Raw genomic sequence first — 19,550 nt, forward strand, 5'->3', positions numbered from 1 at the left:
GGTCGCGCATCGGATGGTCAGCGGGGCTGCCCGGGAACGTCCGGATGTGGGTGTCTGCGGACAACGACCCCGGTGTCACGGCCGCCCGATGGGGTGAGGCCCTTCATTGGTTGAACGATTGGTCGGATGTCGTCCTGGAGATGCCGCCGGAGCGCTCCGTCGCGGCGTTGCCCGGTGACGTCGACGCGGATACCGTGTGCGTCTTGAGCGCTGCCAGCGGGCCGATGGCGGAGGCAGAGCTGGTCCAGATCGTGGGAGGCGATCAGGCCGAGACCCGAGTGTCTACCACGCTCCGGAAGCTCGAACCATGGATCTGTCACACGACGCATGGCGCCGCGTTCCGTCATCGAGCTCTCGGGAGAGAGCTTTCCCTGCGCTTGAGCAGCGTGGGCGACGTCAGTGGTCAGGCGCTCTTGACCGCACATGTTCGGGCGACTCTCGATCGCTGTTCCGAAGGGAACATCGCCCCTGGCGCTCGATCGGAGTACGTCATTCGATACGGGGCGATGCACTTCTTGCGACACGATGCCACGGCGGAAGAGCTCGATCGCGTGATCGCCGAGCCGATGCGCGCCGCCTGGGAACCTCTGGATGGCGGTGCGTTCGGCTTTCGTGCGCTCGTCGTCGCCGCGTGGCGGCGAAGCCACGCAGCGTTCGGCGAAGCGACGTCGGAAGCCTCGCGCGGCCGTTGCATGGTGCAGGCGCTGCGGTTGCGAACACTCTTCGAGCAGCTCATCACTTCGTTCGTGCACGCTCTCCCGGACGTGGTCGGCGGTGCTATCCACGAGGGGATCATTCGACCGGGTGCAGGCATCGAACTCGCCAAGCCGCTGAGCGAGAAAGACAGGCTGCGCCTGTGGAGGGCGGTCCGGCCCGCCGTGTCCGAAGCGGATGTGGTATGGCCAACGCCATTGCTGCACGAAGCAGAACGCGCCGTCGCAGGGATCGAGGCCGCCGGCGCGACCGAGACCCCCTCGGCATACGCGCGAGACCGCAGAGCCTTCGTATTGGGCGAGCTGAAATGGCGCCGTGTCGTGAAAGCGCTCGTGATCGGTGCGCTCCGGCGTATCGCCGAGCGGCTGCGCTTCCCCGCGCGGGAGGAGATCTTGCTGCTGGCGGCCAAGCGCCTCGCCGGGCTCCGTCCAGAGCGCCGTGCGTTCTGGGCTGCCCTGCTGGCGCCGCTCTACCCCGAGGAGCGCCGCGCCGAGCGACTCGAAGACGTGGACGCGCAGATCTCCGCCTTGCCGGAGCTCGGAGATCGCCTCGAAGTGTTGACGGAGCGACTCCTGGGGACGTCGGCGGGAGCGAGCGCGATCGTTCAGCGAGCCATGGGATGGCTGCTGTCCTCCGAACGGTTTCCGCTCACGGCGCAGCGCTTTCTCTTTCATATTCCCGAGAGTGAATGGAACCGATGTGTTCCCGACGAGGCCCGAGCGCTCGTCCGTCGCTGGCAAGGCGAATCGCGAGGATCCGCGGATTCGCTCGGGCCGCTCCGCTGCGGGCAGCTGCCTCCGTGGCTCGCGGCCGAGGTGCAGGATGCTCCCCTCGCGGAGGTGAGAGAGCGGACGGACGTCTCTGACCGCAACTACGTCGCCTCCGAGCTCGTCTCCTTGGTCACGGGGGACGTCCGAGCGGAGCTGGCGCGCATGTTCTTCTCGGAGCCGCCAGAGGCCTTTCACGGCGAGGGCCGCGCCATCGAGAACTGGGCGGAATCGGCGACGCTGGAGGAGCTCCGCTACATTCACCAGAAAGTGTTGCCGTGCATGGGCTCTCAGATTGACGACGCGCTCGCGGCGCTCTCCCTCCGTGCAGTGGAGCTCGGCGACAGAGACCTTGCGACCAGCTTTTGCGCCGCGATGGAAGGGGATGACGACCGCCATCAGGCCGAGCTGGAGATCGCGCTCGCGCTGGGCTCGTTTGCCGACGTGGAGCGCCTCGTGCGTCCGGACCTGGAGGACGAGGAAACGTCTGGAATGCTCGAGATGGTAGGGAAGGCGCTGAAGAGCGAGGAGCACGCGGCACGCTTCGCGGAGCTCGTGCGCGGCGCTGCTCGCGCATCGAACAGGCTGTCCGCGTGGGCGACCGTGTTCCCGTCGCTCTCCGTGGAAGCGAGGGAGAGCTTGTCCGCCGCTGTCGCCGAGACGGTAAAGGAGGCGCTCCGCGAGCCGCCCGAAGAGTCCGACGCATCGCTCTGCAGCATGTTCCCCTGGATGTCAGAAGCGAGCCTGTGCGACGTGTGGCGAGAGCGCGCTTCACCTGAGAACTGGCGCCCCACGATCGCCGAGGTCACGCCTCTCTTCACGTACGATCGCCGTTATGAAAACGGCGCGTGCCTGGACACGCTCCTCCTGCGTCTGGGAGGCGAAGCCGCGCTCGTGGCCTGGGCCAGGACGCTCGCCGACCTCGACGACTGGTTCTCGGAGATCGGGCCCAGGCCGGAGTGAGTGATCGAGCGCGCCCGCGGCGGTGTGACGCTCGTCGGCCAGGATTACCGATTCAGCTCGTCACCCGCCGGCCACGCTCCCTCCGGCCGCGCTGCCGGAGCCCCAGGGACGCCGCGAGCAGCGCTGTCAGCGCGAGGGCATTTCCGGACGGAGCGCGGCTCGCGGAGCGACAGCTGCAACCGGCTGGGTCGCCCGACTGCTCGTCGGAGGTGCCACCCGACGACGCCTGGGCAGACGGCATTGGGTTGGGGGACCCTCCTCCCGTGCTCGTCGAGGGCGCTCCACCAGAGCCGGAGCCAGAGCCAGAGCCGGAGCCGGAGCCGGAGCCGGCGCCGACGCCACCGCCGCCGCCGCCGTCGCCACCACCGCCGCCGCTCGTGCTTCCACCCGCGCCACCCCCGCCGGCGGCTCCGCCCCCGACGGGCGAAAATTGCCAGTAGTTCATGTTGAAGAGGTTCGACCCGGCGCCGGTGAAGACGAGATACAGATCGTGTACGCCCGTGGCGCCGTCGACCTCACACGACACATCGCTCCACTCCTGCCAGCCGCCCGTCGCCGCGACTGCGCAGGTGCCCACGAGCGTCCCGTCGCGCGCATCCAGGCGGAGCTCGATGCTGCCCCCCTCCGCGCCGCTCGCGACGCGCGCACGGAAGCTCTCCGCCCCTTCGCCGAAGTCGACCCCGCGGAGGCGCACCCAGTCTCCGCCGCTGATGAAAGAGAGGTCCATCCCGCCCTCCTCGCAGGGCTCGGTCTCGATACCGCTCTGCGCGTTGAAGGTCTCGGCTTCGACGCGCGCGTAGGGGTCGAGGTTCGCGAGCTGCTTGAGCCCGTCCGTCGTGTAGGTCACCGGCACGATCGAGCCGTCGTCTTTGTAGGTGAGCGTCTCGAGCGCGATGTTCCGGCGATAGGTTGTAGGCTCTCGGGCATCGGTGGCGACGGAGCGATTGTGGTAGGCGTGGTACCAGGAGCCGCCAAACTCGAAGATCGCCGCGTGGTTGTTGTTGTTGTTCTTCGGCGGCTGGGGCCCCGCCGTGCCACGGTGAGTGAAGCCGGACGTGGGGCTCGTGCTCGTGAGGTAATCGATCCGTAGGCCGTTGGCGGTGTTCGTCGAGTACGACAGATAGTAAACGCCGTTGCGCTTGTGCATCCAGGACGCCTCGAAGAAGTACGGGACCGTGAGCGCGATGGCCGAACCCGAGACGCTCACCATGTCGTTATTCAGCTTGATGATGCGCGCGTTCTGCTCGCCGTTGCCGCCGAAGTAGAGGTACGCTTGGCCGTCGTCGTCGACGAAGACGCCCGGATCGAAGAGCCACATGTTGTTGCCCGAGGCGCCGGGCGTGTTCGAGGTCACCAGGGCGCTGCCCTTCGCGTCCTTGAACGGTCCGGTCGGGCTTTTGCTCGAGGCAACGCCGATACCGTTCGCATTGTTGCCGAAGTACATGTAGATGGTGCCGCCGCGCTCCACGAGCGCCGGAGCCCACGAGAAGGTCGCCCAGGAGACGTCACGGGGCACGCGCAGCACCTCGCCGTGATCGGTCCAGTTCTTCAGGTCGCTGCTCGAGACCGCCACGATCGAAGCCATCTTGTAGCCGTCGTCCGAGCCGTCCGCTTTGACGTTGTCGTCGTCGTTCGAGCAGTAGAGGTAGACACGCCCGTCGTGCACCAGCGAAGCCGGGTCGGCGAGATAGCGGTGCGAGGCGATGGGGTAATCGGCCCGCGCCGAGGGGCTCGCGACGAGCCCGACCGAGGCGAGCGCGACCCCGCAACAAGCCATTTTCGCCAATTTTCGTGAGCGACGCATGTTCACCTTACCTGTTGGTCCAGAGCCGTTGATCACGGCCGCTCGGGCGGCCGACGCCGATTCCTTCGTGTTCGAGCAGGGCGCGCTGAAGACCGTCCCTCTGCCGTCGCGGTTCGCTGTGTCGATCGAGCCGTAGACGTTGCCGCCCTCTCGGCCGGTGGCGTTGGCGCCGTCTGCCGCCGTTCCGCCGTCCGCGAATCCCGCTCCCGTCGAGAGATTCGGAGGAGGCTCCGCACATGGCGCCGCTTCGTCCCCGAATTGCTGCAGGCAAGGTCACGAGCGCAGGCTGCCCAGGGCGAAGCGAAAGGATGCCCCTGGAGCAAACTGTGAACGTTCACATGGTCGATGTCAATCAAAATGGACGGGCGCGCGGCGAGCCCCGACACCTCTCGACGTCGGCGCTGAACGGCGCCCGACTCGAGAGCAGGTGTCCTCAGCTCCGCGCGCTCTGGTCGACGAGCGCCTGCCACTGCTCCTTGAGCGCCGGATCGGACTCGAAGCGCTCGTGCCAACTCCTGTGGAGCGCGATCCAGCTCTGTGGGGTCAACCCATAGTGGCTCTGGATCTGCGGGATGTGATTCGGATGGTCGCGCAGGTCGGCGCACAGGCGCGCGTACCGCGTGAGGGAGATCCGCTCCACGCGGCGCATCGTCTCCTCGTCATCCACGCCGGCGTGCGCTTGCGCGGCGGGCTCCGCGGGCGAGGGGCTTGCGGACGGCTCGACGGCGCTCGGCTGAAGGAAGGGCAGGGCCCAGCTCCCCGTCGGGATCTGGGGCGGCTGCGGAGCGATCTCTCCCCTGGCGGGCCGCGATGGCGCGGGCGATTGGCTCGGACGAGCGAAGGGCAGGGCGTTGTCGGCGGGCGGCGAGGGGGTCGGTCGCGCGAACGGCAAGGCGTTGTCGGCCGGCGGCGCGGAGGCCGGTCGCGAGAACGGCAGGGCGTTGCCGGCGGGAGGCGAGGGGGCCGGCCGCGAGAAGGGCAGGGGATTGGTGGCCGGCGGCGAGGAGGCCGGTTGAGAGAAGGGCAAGGGATCGGCGGCCGGCGGCGAGGAGGCCGGGCGAGAGAAGGGCAAGGGATTGGCGGCCGGCGGCGAGGAGGCCGGGCGAGAGAAGGGCAAGGCGTTGTCGGGCGGAGGCAAAGGGGCCGGGCGAGAGAAGGGCAGAGCGGCGTCGAGCGGAGGTAGAGGGGCCGTGCCGGAGAAGGGCAGAGCGGCGTCGAGCGGAGGTAGAGGGGCCGTGCCGGAGAAGGGCAAGGCTCTGTCGGCCGCCAGCGCGCCGACCGTGCCGATGCTCGTCGTCTCCATCTCCGGGCTGTCTGCCGGTGACGTCGCTGCACCCTCGACCGCGGGCGCGTTCGACACGTCTTGGCGGAACGGCAGCGCATCCCGGCTCGGAAGAGACGTCGTGCCGAGGAGCGTCATGCGGGCTCGCGGTGCCGTTGACGGCCGCTCCAGGCTCGGCATGGGCAGTGACGACGGCACCGCCGGCAGCAGCGACGGCAACGGCACGGCCGGCGGCAACGGCGAAGGCTGCACGACCCCGGCCGGCGGCAACGGCGAAGGCTGCACGACCCCGGGCGGCGGCGCGGCTGCGTTCAGCCTGGCCCAGGGAGATCGCGCAGCCCCCTCGTCGCTCACGCCCGCGGCAGGCGGCGGCGTCGCCCCATCCCGAGGCGCCCCCTGCAGCGGGGCGATGCGCGCTGCGGGCGCCACCGGCATCGGCCCTTCCAGCTTCCTGCGCGCGCCACGCGCCTTCTCCTCGGCGCGGCGCTTCTGCGCGGCGACGAGCTCCAAATACCGGCGGCTCGATCGCAGCTGCCCGCGCGCGGCCTGCGCGGCGAGCCTGGACATCCACCGCTCCCGCTCCGCCTCCCACGCCGCGGCCGAGAGCCCCGCGTCCGCGAGCACCTCGTCGCGCGGCAGGCCCGCCTCGAGGGCCCCGGCCACGGCGGCGAGCTCCTCGAGCCGGATCGATCGGACCTCCTCGTCGCGCTCCACCATGTCCACGAACATACCCCCTCGTCACCGTCGGGCGGCGCGCTGCGGCGGCCGGCCGATGTCGCCCCGCGGCCGTCCCGGTTACCTCATCGCCCGCTGAAACCGCGCCATGAGCGCGTCGTCCTCGAGCATCGCCGCGGTCCATCGCTGCTGCGCGCTCAGGTAGTCCTCGAGCGTCAGGTCCAGGCGGCTCAGCACCGTCGCCATGTCGGTGCCCCGCTTCAACCCGCGCGCGGCCTCGAGGAAGCGCTCGAACGACAGCTCGCTCTTCGCTCGGGCGCGCTGCACCCGCGCGAACGTCTCGGCGAAGGCGACGACGAGCGGCGGCACGCCCACCTCCTCGCCGTCGTCGTCGTCCGCCTCGGAGAGCCGCGCCTGCCAGGCGTCGTCGAGCGCCTCCCAGCCGGCCTCGTCGAGCCCGTGCGCCGCGAGGAGCGCCGCGCGGTCGGCGCTCGGGTCTGCGAGCTGGGCGGCCAGCGTCGCGTACACCTCGACGTCGTCGACGTTCTGCGCGCTCTGCGGAGGATCCTTCATCGTCCGGGCAGGCTACCTCAGCGCGCGTCTTGGGGCCTCCTTGGCGCAGGTGTATTCATGGCGCGTGTCCTTCTCATACCTGCCCTTCGTCGCGCCCGGCGGTCAGGAGGGGCAGCCCTCCGCGCCCGCCGGCACGGACGTGCTCGCCCACGACAAGCTCGAGAACGCGCACGCCGCGCTCCGCCGCGCAGCGCTGTCGCTCGAGCACGACGTCGAACCGGTGACCGACCTGACCGGGCCCGCGCGCGCCCTGGAGCGGGCCCTCGGCGCGATCTACGACGCCTTCGACGGCCGCGCCGAACCCCTCGGCGCGGTGCGTGCCGCCCTGGCGGAAACCGACAACGTCGCCGCTCAGATCGAGCAGGCGATCGGGCTCGACGCGGGCTTCGCGGCGGTGGACGAGCTGCTCCGGAGCGCGCGCGGCTGGCTCGAGCAAGCCGCGGCGCGGCTCGCCCTCGTGCCGCCGGCGCCGCCGCTCGATCTGCCGCCGATCCTGGCGAGCCGCGACCGGCCGCGGCTGCACGCGGTCCAGCGGGCGTCGCTCGCGCCGCTCATCAAGGTCCCGGAGCCGCCCCCCGCCGAGCTCGTCGCAAAGCCCCCGCCGCCGATCCCGCGGCCGCGGACGTTCGAGGAGCTCAAGGCCGCCGTCGAGGCGCTGAAGCAGCAGGCGCCCGCGCCCGGCGCGCTCCCCGCGGCCGCGGAGGTGCGGCCGCCCGCGGCGCGCCCGGACGAGGGAGCTGCGCGCCCCGTGCCGCCGGGCTTCGCGCCCGAGATCGGCGACGCGATCGACGATCTCGCCTTCCTCCGCGCCCGCGCCCGCGAGTGCTTCGAGGAGGTCGCGATGGTCGGCATGCAGCGGGCGCCGCTGCTCGGCGATCCCTTCCGCGGGGCGCTGATCCTCGAGCGGCGCATGCTCGCGGCCATCGACGTGATCGCGGCGATCGGGGCGCCGGCGCTCGAGCACGTGCCGCGGCTCGTGGCCGACGCGCCCGTGAAGGACGCGAGCGTCGCGTTCGCGAGCGCGATGGTGCTCGGCTGCTTCGCCGGTCGCGACGCGCTCGCCGCGGCCGAGCTCGCGCTGCTCCGGAGCGGCAAGGACAGGGCGTTCATCGACGCGCTCGGCGCTGCCTTGAAGCTGGTCCCGCACGAGCTCCTGCCGCTCGCGCTCCGCAGCCTGCTCCGCGACCCCGAGCCGCTCGTCCGCGCGATGGCGATCGACGTCCTCGCCTACCGCGGCTTCGCGACCGAGGATGAGCTCGTCGCGGCGGCGTCGGACGACGAGGCCCCCGTGGCGGCGTGCGCGCTCCACCACCTCGGCTGCACGCCGGGCCCCCGCTTGCCCGAGCTGATCCAGCGGGCCCTCGCGGCGCCGGACCCGGCGCTCCGCGAGGCCGCCTGGACGGCCATGGCGCTCTCGGATCACCCGCACGCCCCGCTCGCGCTGCGCGGCGCGCTGGAGGAGGCCGACGGCGCGGACGCCGCGGCGCTCCTGCTCGCGCTCGCGGGCGACGACGCCGACGCGCGGCTGCTCGCCTCGCGCGTCGCCGAGGCGCCGCGGCGCGGCCTGATCTTCGCCGTGGGCTGGGCCGGCGCGGCCGCCGCGGTGCCGCTGCTCATCGACCTGCTCGAGCCCGACGTGGACGGGGACGTGAAGCTCGCCGCGGCCTACGCGCTGGAGCGGATCACCGGCGCGGGGATGTGGGAGGAGGTCGCGGTGGAGGACGAGGAGATCTTCGTCGCCGATCCGCCCGAGCCCGACGTGGGCGAGCCTCGCGACCTCAAGCTCGCGCAGCTGGTCAGCGATCCCAACGACCTGCCCGAGGCGCCGGCGCCGGAGATGGCGGAGCAGCCCACGGTGGACGCCGCGCGCTGGCGGGCCTTCTGGCGCGAGCGCTGCCAGGGCTGGGACATGAGCGCGCGCTACCGCCGCGGGCGTCCCTACACACCCGACGTCGTGCTCGACGAGCTGGACACGGGGCGGGTCACCCCGGGCGAGCGCCGGCTGCTCCAGCGCGAGCTGATCCTCCGCACCGGGCACTTCGTGCGCTTCGATCCGCACGACTTCGTGGTGGCGCAGGAGGAGGCGATCCAGGCCTGGCGGCCGATCGCGGCGCGCGCCTCGGGCGCCCCGGGCCGCTGGACGCGGCCCCGCCGGCGCGTAGGGTAAACGGCCCGCGGACGTCGGCGCGCGCGGACGTCGGCGAGCCGAGCCGAGCGCGAAGAGGGGCGCGGTGCTCGCGAGGGGGGATGCATGGAGCGACGCGGACTTGGGAGGATCAGCTGGCGGCAGGTCATCTCGGCCTCGGCGCTCGGCGCCGCGCTGATCGCGCCGACCTCGGCGCGGGCCCAGTCCAAGGAGGAGCTCGCGGAGGCGCGGGCGCTCTTCCAGGAGGGGGTCGCGCTCAGCGCGGCGAACCACTGCGCCGCGGCGCTCGCGAAGTTCCATGCGGTCGCGAGCGTGCGGCGGACGCCGCAGGTGCTGTTCAACATCGCGGAGTGCGAGGCGCGGCTCGGCAAGCTCGTCTCGGCGCTCGGCAACTACCGCATCGCCGCGGCCGCGGCCGACGGGGACCCCCGGGCGAACGACGTCAGCGCGAACGTCGGCGCGCGGATCGAGGACCTCGAGGAGCGCATCCCGAGGCTCGCGATCCGCCGGGGCGCGGGGGCGCTCACCGCCACGATCCTGCTCGACGGCGCCGCGCTCGGCGCCTCGGAGATCAGCGCCGACATCCCGGTCGATCCAGGGCCCCACGTGGTCTCGGCCTGGGTCGGCGATCGCGAGGCGGCGCGGGAGACCGTCACGCTCGCGGAGCGGGATGCGAAGACCGTGGAGATCGCGATCGCCGAGCCGCCGGCGGCGCCGCGGCCGGCGAGCGCGTCGCCGGGACGCGCGCCCGCGGAGGTGCCGCCGAGGGCCGCGCTGGCGCGCCTGCCGGCGACGCGTCCGTCGAAGGTGCCGGGCCTCGCCGTGCTCGGCGCCGGGATCGCGAGCGGCGCCGTGGGTGGGATCTTCCTCGGCCTCCGCGCCGGCACGCTGAGCGATCTCGACGCGCTGTGCGGCGGCGACAGGAGTTGCCCTCCTTCCGCCAGGCCCGTCGCCGATCGAGGCCGGCTCTACACGGGCGTCGCCGAGGCGGCGATCGGGCTCGGTGTCGTCGGCGTCGCCGCGGGGATCACGCTGCTCGTGATGAGCGGCAGCGCGGCCGAGCCGGACGCGAGCGCCCGCGCAGCCGCTGCCGCGGCCGGGCGGCGCGCCCGCGCGGGCGTCCGCCGCGCGGAGGTCCTTCCGCAGGCGCCTGGCGCCGACCTCGCGGGCCTCAGCGTCGCCGGCAGCTTCTGAGGCGGGGCGCCCTCCGGGCCGGCGGGCGCATCAGGTGCGGCAGCAGAACGTCCGCGGGCTCGCGCCGCGGGCCTCTCCGCTGGGCGTGCCGCCGCTCGGCCGGCACGCGCCGCCAGTGGGCGCGCCGAGCGACGTCACCTTGCGGCCCACGACGGAAGGGTTGTCCTCGAGGTCCACGCAGCTGCCCGCAGGCAGCTCCGTCACCTGCGTCGCGCAGGTGTGCAGCTGCACGTCGGAGTAGAGGGCGACGGTCGTCGGGCACGTCCCGCCCGACGGCGCGCCGCACGCGCAGTCGTCGTCGCAGCCGCGGCTGTCCTCGATGTCGGTGAAGAAGACGCGCCGCTCCGTGTAAGGGCCCGGCGGGCAGGCGGCGTCGCCGTCCCTGGCGATGCAGAGGCCGCCCTCGAACGGCGCGGCCGGCTTCGGCGCGCAGACCTGGCCGAGGTTGCAGCCCCGGCCGAGCGGCTCGGCCGCGGCGCACGCGCGGCCGAGGCGCGTCCACCGCAGGTCCGGCCTCTGCACCTGCACGGCGCTCGGCCCGCACTCGCCGCCGGAGGCCGCGAGCGGGCTCACGCTGACCGACACGGCGCACGGTGCGCCGGTGGTCGCCGAGCACTCCGCGTTGCTGCTCGGCCCGCAGGTCAGCCTGTCGCTGAAGACTCCGTCGGGGCCCCTGCACACCTGGGCCGCCCAGCCGGGCGTCGCGAGCGGGAAGAGGCAGTGCGGCTCCGACCCGCAAGGCGCGTCCGCGACGGTGATCGTGATCCCGTCCACCGGGTCGCAGGCTTGCCCCTCCGCGGGACCGCACGAGCACGCGCAGCTCGCCGGCGGCGCGGACAGGCCTCGGTTTCCGACGAACGGCGGCCCCGCGGCGAACTCGGGTGGGCAGCCCGGGTCCATCGCGGGCTCACCGTCGAACAGCGCGAAGTAGCCGCTCCAGCCCTCCGGCACGGCCGCCGTGCACACGAAGTCGCCGCACGCGGGATCGGCGCAGTCGATCTGGCCGTCGCCGTCGTCGTCGTCGCCGTTCGCGCAGTCCTCCGCCCCGTCCCCGCTGGAGCTGCTGATGGCCCCGGTGCTGCCGGAAGGCTCGGGCTCATCGAAGGTGTACTCGGGGTACAGGCAGGCGGCGGGAGCGGCCAGGGCGCCTGCGGCGCCGAGCCCGATGCAGGCCGTGAGGCGCGCTCCCCGGCCGACGAGAAAAGAGCCCACCGAACCACCTCCGTGCCAGGTGGCCGCGCAGCGCCCGTTCGCGCTCCGTGCCCCCGCCCAGAGGATATCGCGCCGCGCGGCGTGAGCCACGAGCGCCTCTCGAGCGACGTACGCTGCGCGGCTACTTCTTGGCGGGCGCGGCCGGCTTCGCCGGGGCGGAGGGCGGCGCGCCCTTGGCCGGGGGCGCGCCCTTCGCGGGCGGCGCCTCGCCGGCCTGCCCGCTGTTGTACATCTGGATCGCGCGATCGGTGAGCTCGAGATCGGCGCGGTAGTAGGGAACGGCCGACTTGTCGAGGATGAGGTCGTAACCCTCCTGCGCCGCGAGGCGCCGGAGGAGGCCGAGCACCTTCTGCAGCATCGGCGTCGTGAGCTCGCTCTCCTTGCGCTGCATCTCGCGCTGGGCGTCGAGCGTCGTCGCCTGGAACTCGGCGGCCTGGCGCTGCCAGGTCTCGAACCTGCGCTGGAGGACGTCCTTCGGCGTCTTGCCCGCCTGGGCCTCCTTGTCGAGCTTGTCCCGCTCGTCGTCGAGCGCGCGGCGCTTCGTGTCGAGCTCCACCTGGCGGCTGTCGAACAGCTTCTTGAGCGTCGCCTGGACGCGGAGCCCTTCCTCGGTCTCCAGCATGGCGCGGCGCACGTCGACGACGGCGATCTTCGACTGCGCGGACGCGGGCGCGGGCGACAGCAGCGCCGCGCTGCCGAGCGCCGCGGCCGCGAGCAGCGGCAGGACGCGCGCCGTGAGCCACCGGCCCGAGGTCGGGCGGGCTGCCAGCGCAGCACCCTGGCTCGCGCCGGCCGGACGCGCAGGGGTGGAGAACGTGGAACAGCGCGCGACGAGCCGCTCAGGAGCGTTGTTTCGCATCGCGGATGGCCTTAGCTACCCGGCCACCCAACGTCAAGAACGTGGCGCGCCCTTCTCGTGCGCTGCCGCCGCTGCGCCCTCCGGGTGCGCGTCCTTGCTCTGCGCAGGGCTCGCGCTGCGGTGCGCTGCCGGATCGTTGTTGCTCGGCGCCTCGGCGCGCTCCTTCCGTCCCAAGGCGCCGGCGGTCTTCGCGACCTTGCTCCGTGACGGCGCCCCGGCGGCCCGCTGGGCGGACGGGTCCGCCGCGTGCGGCGGCCGCGACGTCGAGGGCAGCGACCGGCCGAGGCGCTCTCGAGCGAGGGCGATCAGACGCCCGACGTCGTCGTTCCCCCGAAGGAACGCGTCGCGCTGGCGGAGATCCCGCAGGGCCTCGACGCGCGCGGCCAGGGCGGAGAACGCGGCGTCGAGCGCGGCGTTCGCCTCGCGCTCGTCCCCGATCGCGAGGAGCGCCTCGACGAGCGTGACGCGGATCGCGTCGCTCCACTCCTCGATGGGCCCACCCGCGAGGTGGCGCGACGCCTCGCGCGCCGCGTCGACCGCGGCCCTGAGCTCGCGGCGCGCCAGCTGGACGCGCGCCATCGCGAAGCTCGCCATCGCCTGCAGCGCGGCCGCGTGGTGCGCCGCCTCCTCGCAGAGCCAGCGCGCGACGGCGTGGGCGGTCGCGTGGTCGCCGGGGGCGCCGCGCCAGACGAGGAAGAGCGCCTCGTACAGCCGGCCGGCGAACCTGAGGCGGGAGATCTGGCACGCGTCGGCGATCCCGCTCGCCTGGCGCTCGAGCGCGACGCCCTCCTCGATGTTGCCGAGCCGCGCGTACGACATCCCGAGGTTGTGGAGCGCGAACCCCTCGATCGCCCGGAGCTTCCGGCTCCGCGCGTCGAGCAGCGCGCGCTCGAGCAGCGCCTGCGCCTCCTCGAACAGGCCGAGCTGGTTCAGCGCCGAGCCGGTGTTCAGGCGGGCCCTTGCCGCGATGACGGCGTCGCCGGCCTCGTCGGCGTCCGCGACGAGCGACGCGCCCAGAGAGGCCGCGGCGGCCAGATCGCCGGCGTGCATCAGCGCGGCCAGGTGGGCCTCCCGGGCGTGGAGGAGCGCGTCGGTCGAGCCGCTCCCGCGCGCGGCCTCCATCGCCGCGTGCGCGGCGCGGAGCGCCTCGGCGGGCCGGCCCAGCGCCGCCAGGGCGCGGACGCGAGACGCGAGGAGCTTCGCGCGGATCGACGGCGAGAGCGCCGCCGCGAACTGCGGAGAGAGCGCGGACGCGGCGCGCGCGTCGCCCTCGGCGCCCTGGCCCGCCTCGATCATGCAGGTCACCGCGACGACCTGCGCTTCGCCCCACAGATCCGAGCCGGGCAGCGCGAGGCGCGACGCCTGCTCCGCGGCGTCGAGCGCCTCGTCGAGGCGGCCGAGGAGCTCGAGGAGCTCCGCCCGGCGGACCAGGAGCGCGGCGCGCGTGGTCCCCTCGGCCCCGCAGGCGAGCCCGCGCGTCGCGCGCTCGAGCGCCTCGTCGAGCTCCGCGCCGCTCGCCGCCGGGTCCCGCGTCGCGCGCGCGTAGAGCAGCGCCGCCCGCGCCTTGTCGCCGCCCGCGTCGGCGTGGCGCGCGATCAGCCCTGGATCGACGCCCGCGGACTCGAGCCAGGCGGCCGCGGCGAGGTGGAGCGCGGCGCGGTCTTCCTCGAGGATCGACGCGTACGCCGCGTCGCGCACGACCGCCTGCCGGAACGTCCACTGCACCTGCCCCGGGACCCGCGGCTCCAGCTGGCGCGCGATCATCTCGCCCGCCTCCAGCTCGGCGAGCTCCGCGCCCACGGCGCGCTCGAGCAGCGCCGCGACGCCCGCCGTCCAGAAGACCTGGCCGAAGACGGACGCGGCGCGCAGCGCCCCGCGCACCCCGCTCGACATGCGGTCGACGCGGGCCTGCACCAGGGCCTGCACGCTGAGCGGCACGCCGTCGCGCCCCTCCGCGGCGGACCGGATGAGCTCCTCCAGGAAGAGGCCGTAGCCGCCGGCGCGCTGGACGATGGCGCCGCGCGTGGCCGGGTCGGCCTGCGGAAGGGCGCTCGCCGCGAGCCGATCCGCGGCCTCTGGGGACAGCGGCGGGAGCGTCACGCGGGTCACGTCGCGGTGCTCCCACAGCGACGGGAACCGGGCGGAGAGCTCGGGCCGCGCGAAGGCGAAGACCCCGAAGCGGAGATCGGCGCAGCCGAGCAGCCAGTCGACGAGCTCGACCGTGGTGCTGTCGGCCCAGTGCATGTCCTCGACGACCAGGATCTGCGGCGTGGTCTCGGACTTCGAGCGGAAGAACGCCTCCACCGCCATCCGCGTGCGCGATTCCATGAGCTGCGGGCTCTCGCGGGCCGCGCGCAGCGGCTCGTTGCCCTCGTCGGGGAAGGGCACGCCGGCGAGCTCCCCGATGAAGCCGGCGAGGAAGCGGAGCGGGCGGGCCAGGCGCATCGCCACGTGGGCGCTCACCTTCTGCACCTGGTCCTCGAGGCGCTCGCCGTCGCGGATGCCCATGAGCGCGCGCAGGGCGCGGCCCAGCGTCGTGAGGCCAGCGCCCTGGCTCATCGCGTCGCCGCGGCAGAGCAGGATGATCGGCGCGTGCGGCGCCGTCTCGAGGTGCTGGATCAGCTCGGCGCGGACGCGGCTCTTGCCGATGCCGGCGGGGCCCGTCACGAGCGCCGCGCGCGGCGCGCCGTCCTCGGCGATCGCGCTGAAGATGCCCTGGAGCCTTGCGAGCTCGTGCTCGCGCCCGAGGATCGCCGTGGGGAGCCCGGCGAGCTTGCGCGCGTCGAAGCCGGCCGCGTCCTCGTGGACGAGCACGCCGCCGCGCGCGTCTTCCTGGACCACGAACCGCCCCTCCAGCGCGGCGATCGCGTGGGCGTCGATCCGGACCGCGCCGGGCGCCGCGTACTCCAGCTGCTGCGCAGCGCGATCGAGCGCCTCGCCGGCGAGGCTCGCCCTGCCGCGGACGGCGTGCCCGACCGCGACCGAGGCCCGCGCGCCCGGCGTCGATCGGGCCACGGTCAGCGCCGCCCGCGCGGCGCGCGCCGCCTCGTCGCCCCGCGAGCGCTCCACCCCGAGCGCCGCGGCGAGCCTCCCGTCGGGGAGCGGCTCGAACCGCGGGTCGTCGCCGAGGACCTCGCGGAGCGCGGCGTCCACCGCGGGGCGGAGCGGGCCGGCGCCCAGCTCGAAGAGCGCGCAGGCGACCACGCGCCGCTCGCTGTTGGCGAGCCGCACCTGCGGCCGCTCGTCGCCCGGCCCGGCGGGCCTCGGCATCATCTCCTGCGCGGCCGCGCGCCGGACGATCGAGGCGGACCTGTCGGTCGCGGGGGGATCGTTGTTCAGCTCCCCGACCCGCGCGAGCGCGCGCGCCAGCTCGCCGCCGTTCTCGTACCGCTGCTCGCGATCGCGGGCGATGGCGCGTGCGAGCACCTCGTCGAGGGCCTCGGGCACGTCGAAGCGGATCTGCTGCGAGCGCGGGGGGTCCTCGACCACGAGGCGGCTGAGCAGCGCGATCGCGTTCTCGGTCTCGAACACGTTCCTGCCCGTGACCAGGCGGAACAGGACGGCGCCCAGCGAGTACACGTCGGCCCGCGCGTCGACCGCCTCGCCGCGCGCCTGCTCGGGCGCCATGAAATGCGGGGTGCCGATGATCGTGCCGCGCTCGGTGGGGCAGTCGTCCGGGACCGCGAGCTTCACGACGCCGAAGTCGATCAGCTTGATCGCGGTGCCCTTGCCGCGGACGAGGAAGATGTTGGAGAGCTTGAGGTCGCGGTGCACGACGCCGCGGGCGTGGATGGCGGCCATCGCGGCGGCGCTGCGCCGGACGACCTCCACCGAGTCGCGCAGGCCGAGCGGCGCGCGCCGCTGGCGCTGCCCGAGATCCTCGCCGTCCAGCCACTCCATCGCGAAGAAGAGGCGCCCGTCGAGCCAGGTGCCGTGCGCGACGTACTGAACGATGTTGGGGTGCCGCAGATCGGCGAGGATCGAGATCTCGCGCGCGAAGCGGGCGCGCTCCTGGTGCGACGCGGCGGCGCGCAGGATCTTGAGCGCGACCGGGGCGCCGGTGGTCTGATCCGTGCCCTTGAAAATATCACCCATGCCGCCGCTTCGGCTGCGGGCTTCGATCATGAAGCGGTCGGTCGGGTCGGTGAACTCCGGGAGCACCGTCCGGATAGGCTACGCGAACCTCGCGTCTTCATGCCAGCGAGAAGGCGCTCTGCGCGGCGCGCATCGCCGGCGGGCGACCTGGACCGAAGCCCGAATCGCGCGCCATCGTCGTGCTGCTCCGCAGCATAGCGCCGCCACGAGCGGCGCGATCGGGGCACGGCGCTCGAAAATTCCAGCCAGCCGCCGCGCCGTCCGCACCATCCATCATCCTGCCCGCGCGGGGCCCTCCGTGCGCTCAGAACCCCGCGAGTAGCCCGGCGCCGAGGGAAGCGCTCGGACGCGGAGGTCTCAGCGCGCCGGCGAGCGGGTGGTCGACGAGCCCGAGCGCGGCGAGGACCTCGGCGTGGGTATAGAACGAGAGCGTGTCGTTGAGCGCGAGCTCGATCCCGCCGCGGAGCCCGAGCGCCATGAACAGCAGGGACACGTCGGTGGCGGGGGCGGCCCGATCGCCGACCTGCGCGACGCCCATCTCGACGAGAGCGCATGTGACGAGCAGGTCGACCGTGTGAAGGCACGGAGCGAAGGCGCCGCTCGTGTGCGTGCGCGGGTACGGCGATCGCGATTTCGTGCTCCCGCCGGGGCTCGGGGCGTACGGACTCGACACCTCGCCGTGTTCGAGCGCGCTCGGCTTCGAGACGACGAACGTGCCCCGGCTCTCCAGCGAGAAGGAGAGGCTCTGTGACCAGCGAACCCTGACGAGCAAGGAGGCGCCGCCGAACAGCCCCTCGGGCACCCCGAGCCCCGCTATGGCGCCGATGCCGACCCGCGCCGAGCTCCACGGCTCGCCGGGCCTGCTCGCGGGCTCCGGGCGCGCCGGCGCGATCTCCGGGCGAGGCGGCGCGGCGGGCGCTCGCTTGTCGCTCGCGAACGGCGTCAGCGTGAAGGAGATCGCGACCGCGACGGTATGGGTGAGCTGCTCGCAGGCGCCGTCTCCGTGCGAGAGGTCAAAGCCTCGGCCGGAGACCCGCCCGTCGGCGTTCCGGTAGGTCGTCGTCGCGACGACGTGGGCGCCGTGAGGCCTGATCGCGACGTCGACCTCCTCGGTCGCGTCCTCGCGGAAAGGGTCGTACCCGACGCGCAGCCGGATCCGCTCGCGCAGCGCGCGCTCTCCAGGGCACGAGGCCGCTTGCGCATCCTCGCTGTAGCGCAGCCGCAGCGCGCGGCGTGCCGGCTCCGCCGCGCGCGATGGCGCGCTGAGCAGCAGAGAGGCGAAGACGATCATGCAGAGAAAGGAGCGTGCCATATCCCCGGTCAGCGGCTCCGCTGGACGAGCCATCCGTGGCCGCCATGAAGCGCTCTCGAGGCAAAGCACGTCAAGAGCTCACGTCGTCTCTCTTCGCGATCCCGGCTGGCGTCAATTGACGTGATAATCGAAGCTCGTGAATGGTAATGGCCGCGAAATCACGATTGCGCGAGAGCGGGATCCGGATCCGTGACGAGCGTGACCACTCGTCCGTATGCACGCAGGCAGCTGACCGGCGCGGAGCATGAGAATCCGTCGGGGTTCGTGGCAATGCAGACACGTTGTCTGCAATAGCCTGCGCGCGGCGGGCATGCTCCGCCGGCCGCGCGGACCTCTCGGTCAGCGCCGTGCGCGATCGATCTCGTTGGAGGGGGAGGGAGGGGGCGAGGGGGGAAGGGGACGGCGAGCGGTCAACCAGCGCTGACGCCGGCGCTGGCGCTGGCGCCAGCGCGCGAGGCGAGCCGCGCGAGGTCCTTGGGATCGCTGACGCGGACGAGGATGACGGTGATGTTGTCCCGCCCGCCGCCCGCGTTCGCCTTCTCGATGAGCGCCTGCGACGCCTTCTCGGGATCGGGCTCGGCGAGCAGGATGTCGCGGATCGCCTCGTGGGTCACCATCTTCGACAGGCCGTCGGAGCAGAGGAGGTAGACGTCTCCGGGGTGGGGCCGGGCGATGATCAGATCGACCTTGACTGCGGGGGAGATTCCGATCGCCCGGCTCAGGTGGTTCGCCATCGGTCCGGTGATCCCCGCGGCGCCCATCGTGTGATCGGTGGTGAGCTGCGTCAGCTCGTTGTCGCGCAGGCGATAACAGCGGCTGTCGCCCACGTGGCCGATGTAGAGGCGCTGCTTGTTGGGCGAGAACCGCGCGCTGACGAGGGTCGTGCCCATGCCCGTGAGGCTCCGCTCGGCGTGGGCCCGCTCGTAGATCGCCTGGTTCGCTTGCTGGATCGCGACCGCGAGCTCGCTGCCGCGACGAGGGACGTCGGGGTAGGGGCTCTCTGCGTCGCTGTCCACGAACGACTGATCCTTGAACGCGTGCGCGATCGTGTCGACCGCGAGGCGGCTGGCGACGTCGCCGCCCGCGTGGCCGCCCATGCCGTCCGCCACGGCGAACAGGTAGTGCTCGTCCAAGCAGAGGTAGCAATCCTCGTTCTTCTTGCGCTTCTGACCGGGATCGGTCTGGCCGACGGCGCTGATGAGCAGGAGCGGCGACGAGCTGGTCGGCTCGTCGACGGCGGCCTCGTCGTCGTAGATGATGGGGACGGCGGACGGCTCCTCGCGCTCGTGCCCGTCGTCATCGTCATCGTCGTCGTCGTCGCCGCCGTACGACGGGACGCTCGCGCGTTTGATCGTGCTCTGCAGCACCTCCGGCGGCGCCAGCGTGATCAGCGTGAGGTCGTCGTCATCGTCGTCGAACGCGTCGTCGTCGGAGCGCGATGGGCCGTTCGAACGCTTCCAGTCGGCGCTCGAGACCCGCTCGGTGCGGCCGTGACCTCCTGCGGTCTTCGCGTGGGCGCTCTCGCTCGCGGGCGTCCCGCCCCGCAGCCCTGCTGCGCCTGGCCTCGTCGTTGAATCTTCGAGATCTCCCTCCCCCTCGTCGAGGGCTTGGGCTCCTGGGCCCCCCTGCGTCGGCGTCGTCGCCGCGCGAGGACGGGCCCGGTCGCCGTTGTTTGAGCGAAAATACCAATAGATCAGCCCAAGAAGGGCGATTCCCATGACAAGGGCGGCTGCGAGATCGGCCATGTCCCGGCGACCAACGTAGCAAAGGCGCGCCGCGTCTCCGAGATCAACGTGCAGGGGGACGGAAGACGGCGATCGATCCTGGTCGACCTTGACCCGCGGAGCTCACACTGCAGGGGCGCACCTTGGGCACCACCCGGCGCAGGGAGCGCCACCTCACCCCGCCGCAGGGCTCGCCACCCCGTGACGGGCGACCGCTGCAGAGCGCCTCG

The 19,550-nt window shown here is 73.1% G+C and carries 12 protein-coding genes; 3 read left to right on the forward strand and 9 right to left on the reverse strand.

The features are described from left to right. Window positions 1-17: 17 nt before the first annotated feature. Window positions 18-1,388 (reverse strand): hypothetical protein, encoded by a 1,371-nt coding sequence (locus WME82_RS17455; RefSeq protein ID WP_438043740.1) that lies wholly within the window; start codon window positions 1,386-1,388, stop codon window positions 18-20. Window positions 1,389-1,529: 141 nt separating this feature from the next. Here WME82_RS17455 and WME82_RS17460 point away from each other — a divergent pair, with 141 nt between their 5' ends. Then, on the forward strand, window positions 1,530-2,444 hold the full coding sequence (locus WME82_RS17460; protein ID WP_438043741.1) for a hypothetical protein: 915 nt from the start codon (window positions 1,530-1,532) through the stop codon (window positions 2,442-2,444). Between the two features lie 52 nt (window positions 2,445-2,496). Here the strand turns inward: WME82_RS17460 and WME82_RS17465 are convergent, their stop codons facing one another. The 3 genes from WME82_RS17465 to WME82_RS17475 form a co-directional block, all read right to left on the reverse strand. Further along, window positions 2,497-4,221: a glycoside hydrolase family 43 protein gene (locus tag WME82_RS17465; protein ID WP_438043742.1), complete on the reverse strand. Its 1,725-nt coding sequence runs from the start codon at window positions 4,219-4,221 to the stop codon at window positions 2,497-2,499. A gap of 460 nt (window positions 4,222-4,681) precedes the next feature. Further along, window positions 4,682-6,259: a hypothetical protein gene (locus tag WME82_RS17470; RefSeq protein ID WP_438043743.1), complete on the reverse strand. Its 1,578-nt coding sequence runs from the start codon at window positions 6,257-6,259 to the stop codon at window positions 4,682-4,684. Between the two features lie 66 nt (window positions 6,260-6,325). After that, the gene (locus WME82_RS17475) at window positions 6,326-6,778 is read right to left on the reverse strand and encodes a hypothetical protein (RefSeq protein ID WP_438043744.1); all 453 of its coding nucleotides are present in this window, start codon (window positions 6,776-6,778) and stop codon (window positions 6,326-6,328) included. A 64-nt stretch (window positions 6,779-6,842) separates the two neighbouring features. Here WME82_RS17475 and WME82_RS17480 point away from each other — a divergent pair, with 64 nt between their 5' ends. Further along, window positions 6,843-8,945: a HEAT repeat domain-containing protein gene (locus tag WME82_RS17480; RefSeq protein ID WP_438043745.1), complete on the forward strand. Its 2,103-nt coding sequence runs from the start codon at window positions 6,843-6,845 to the stop codon at window positions 8,943-8,945. 84 nt (window positions 8,946-9,029) lie between these two features. Then, window positions 9,030-10,118, forward strand: coding sequence for a hypothetical protein (locus tag WME82_RS17485; protein WP_438043746.1), 1,089 nt, complete (start codon window positions 9,030-9,032; stop codon window positions 10,116-10,118). A 30-nt stretch (window positions 10,119-10,148) separates the two neighbouring features. Here the strand turns inward: WME82_RS17485 and WME82_RS17490 are convergent, their stop codons facing one another. The 5 genes from WME82_RS17490 to WME82_RS17510 form a co-directional block, all read right to left on the reverse strand. Next, complete coding sequence (locus WME82_RS17490; RefSeq protein WP_438043747.1) at window positions 10,149-11,330, reverse strand: hypothetical protein; 1,182 nt, start codon at window positions 11,328-11,330, stop codon at window positions 10,149-10,151. A gap of 121 nt (window positions 11,331-11,451) precedes the next feature. Continuing rightward, window positions 11,452-12,189: an OmpH family outer membrane protein gene (locus WME82_RS17495; protein ID WP_438043748.1), complete on the reverse strand. Its 738-nt coding sequence runs from the start codon at window positions 12,187-12,189 to the stop codon at window positions 11,452-11,454. A 33-nt stretch (window positions 12,190-12,222) separates the two neighbouring features. Continuing rightward, a complete protein-coding gene (locus WME82_RS17500) occupies window positions 12,223-16,284 on the reverse strand; it encodes a serine/threonine-protein kinase (RefSeq protein WP_438043749.1) in 4,062 nt (1,353 codons plus the stop codon). Between the two features lie 304 nt (window positions 16,285-16,588). Further along, on the reverse strand, window positions 16,589-17,596 hold the full coding sequence (locus WME82_RS17505) for a hypothetical protein (RefSeq protein WP_438043750.1): 1,008 nt from the start codon (window positions 17,594-17,596) through the stop codon (window positions 16,589-16,591). A 410-nt stretch (window positions 17,597-18,006) separates the two neighbouring features. Then, window positions 18,007-19,341: a PP2C family protein-serine/threonine phosphatase gene (locus WME82_RS17510; RefSeq protein ID WP_438043751.1), complete on the reverse strand. Its 1,335-nt coding sequence runs from the start codon at window positions 19,339-19,341 to the stop codon at window positions 18,007-18,009. Between the last annotated feature and the right edge of the window lie 209 nt (window positions 19,342-19,550).

The sequence above is a fragment of the Sorangium sp. So ce128 genome (assembly GCF_051525245.1).
GTDB classification, from domain to species: domain Bacteria; phylum Myxococcota_A; class Polyangia; order Polyangiales; family Polyangiaceae; genus Sorangium; species Sorangium cellulosum_B.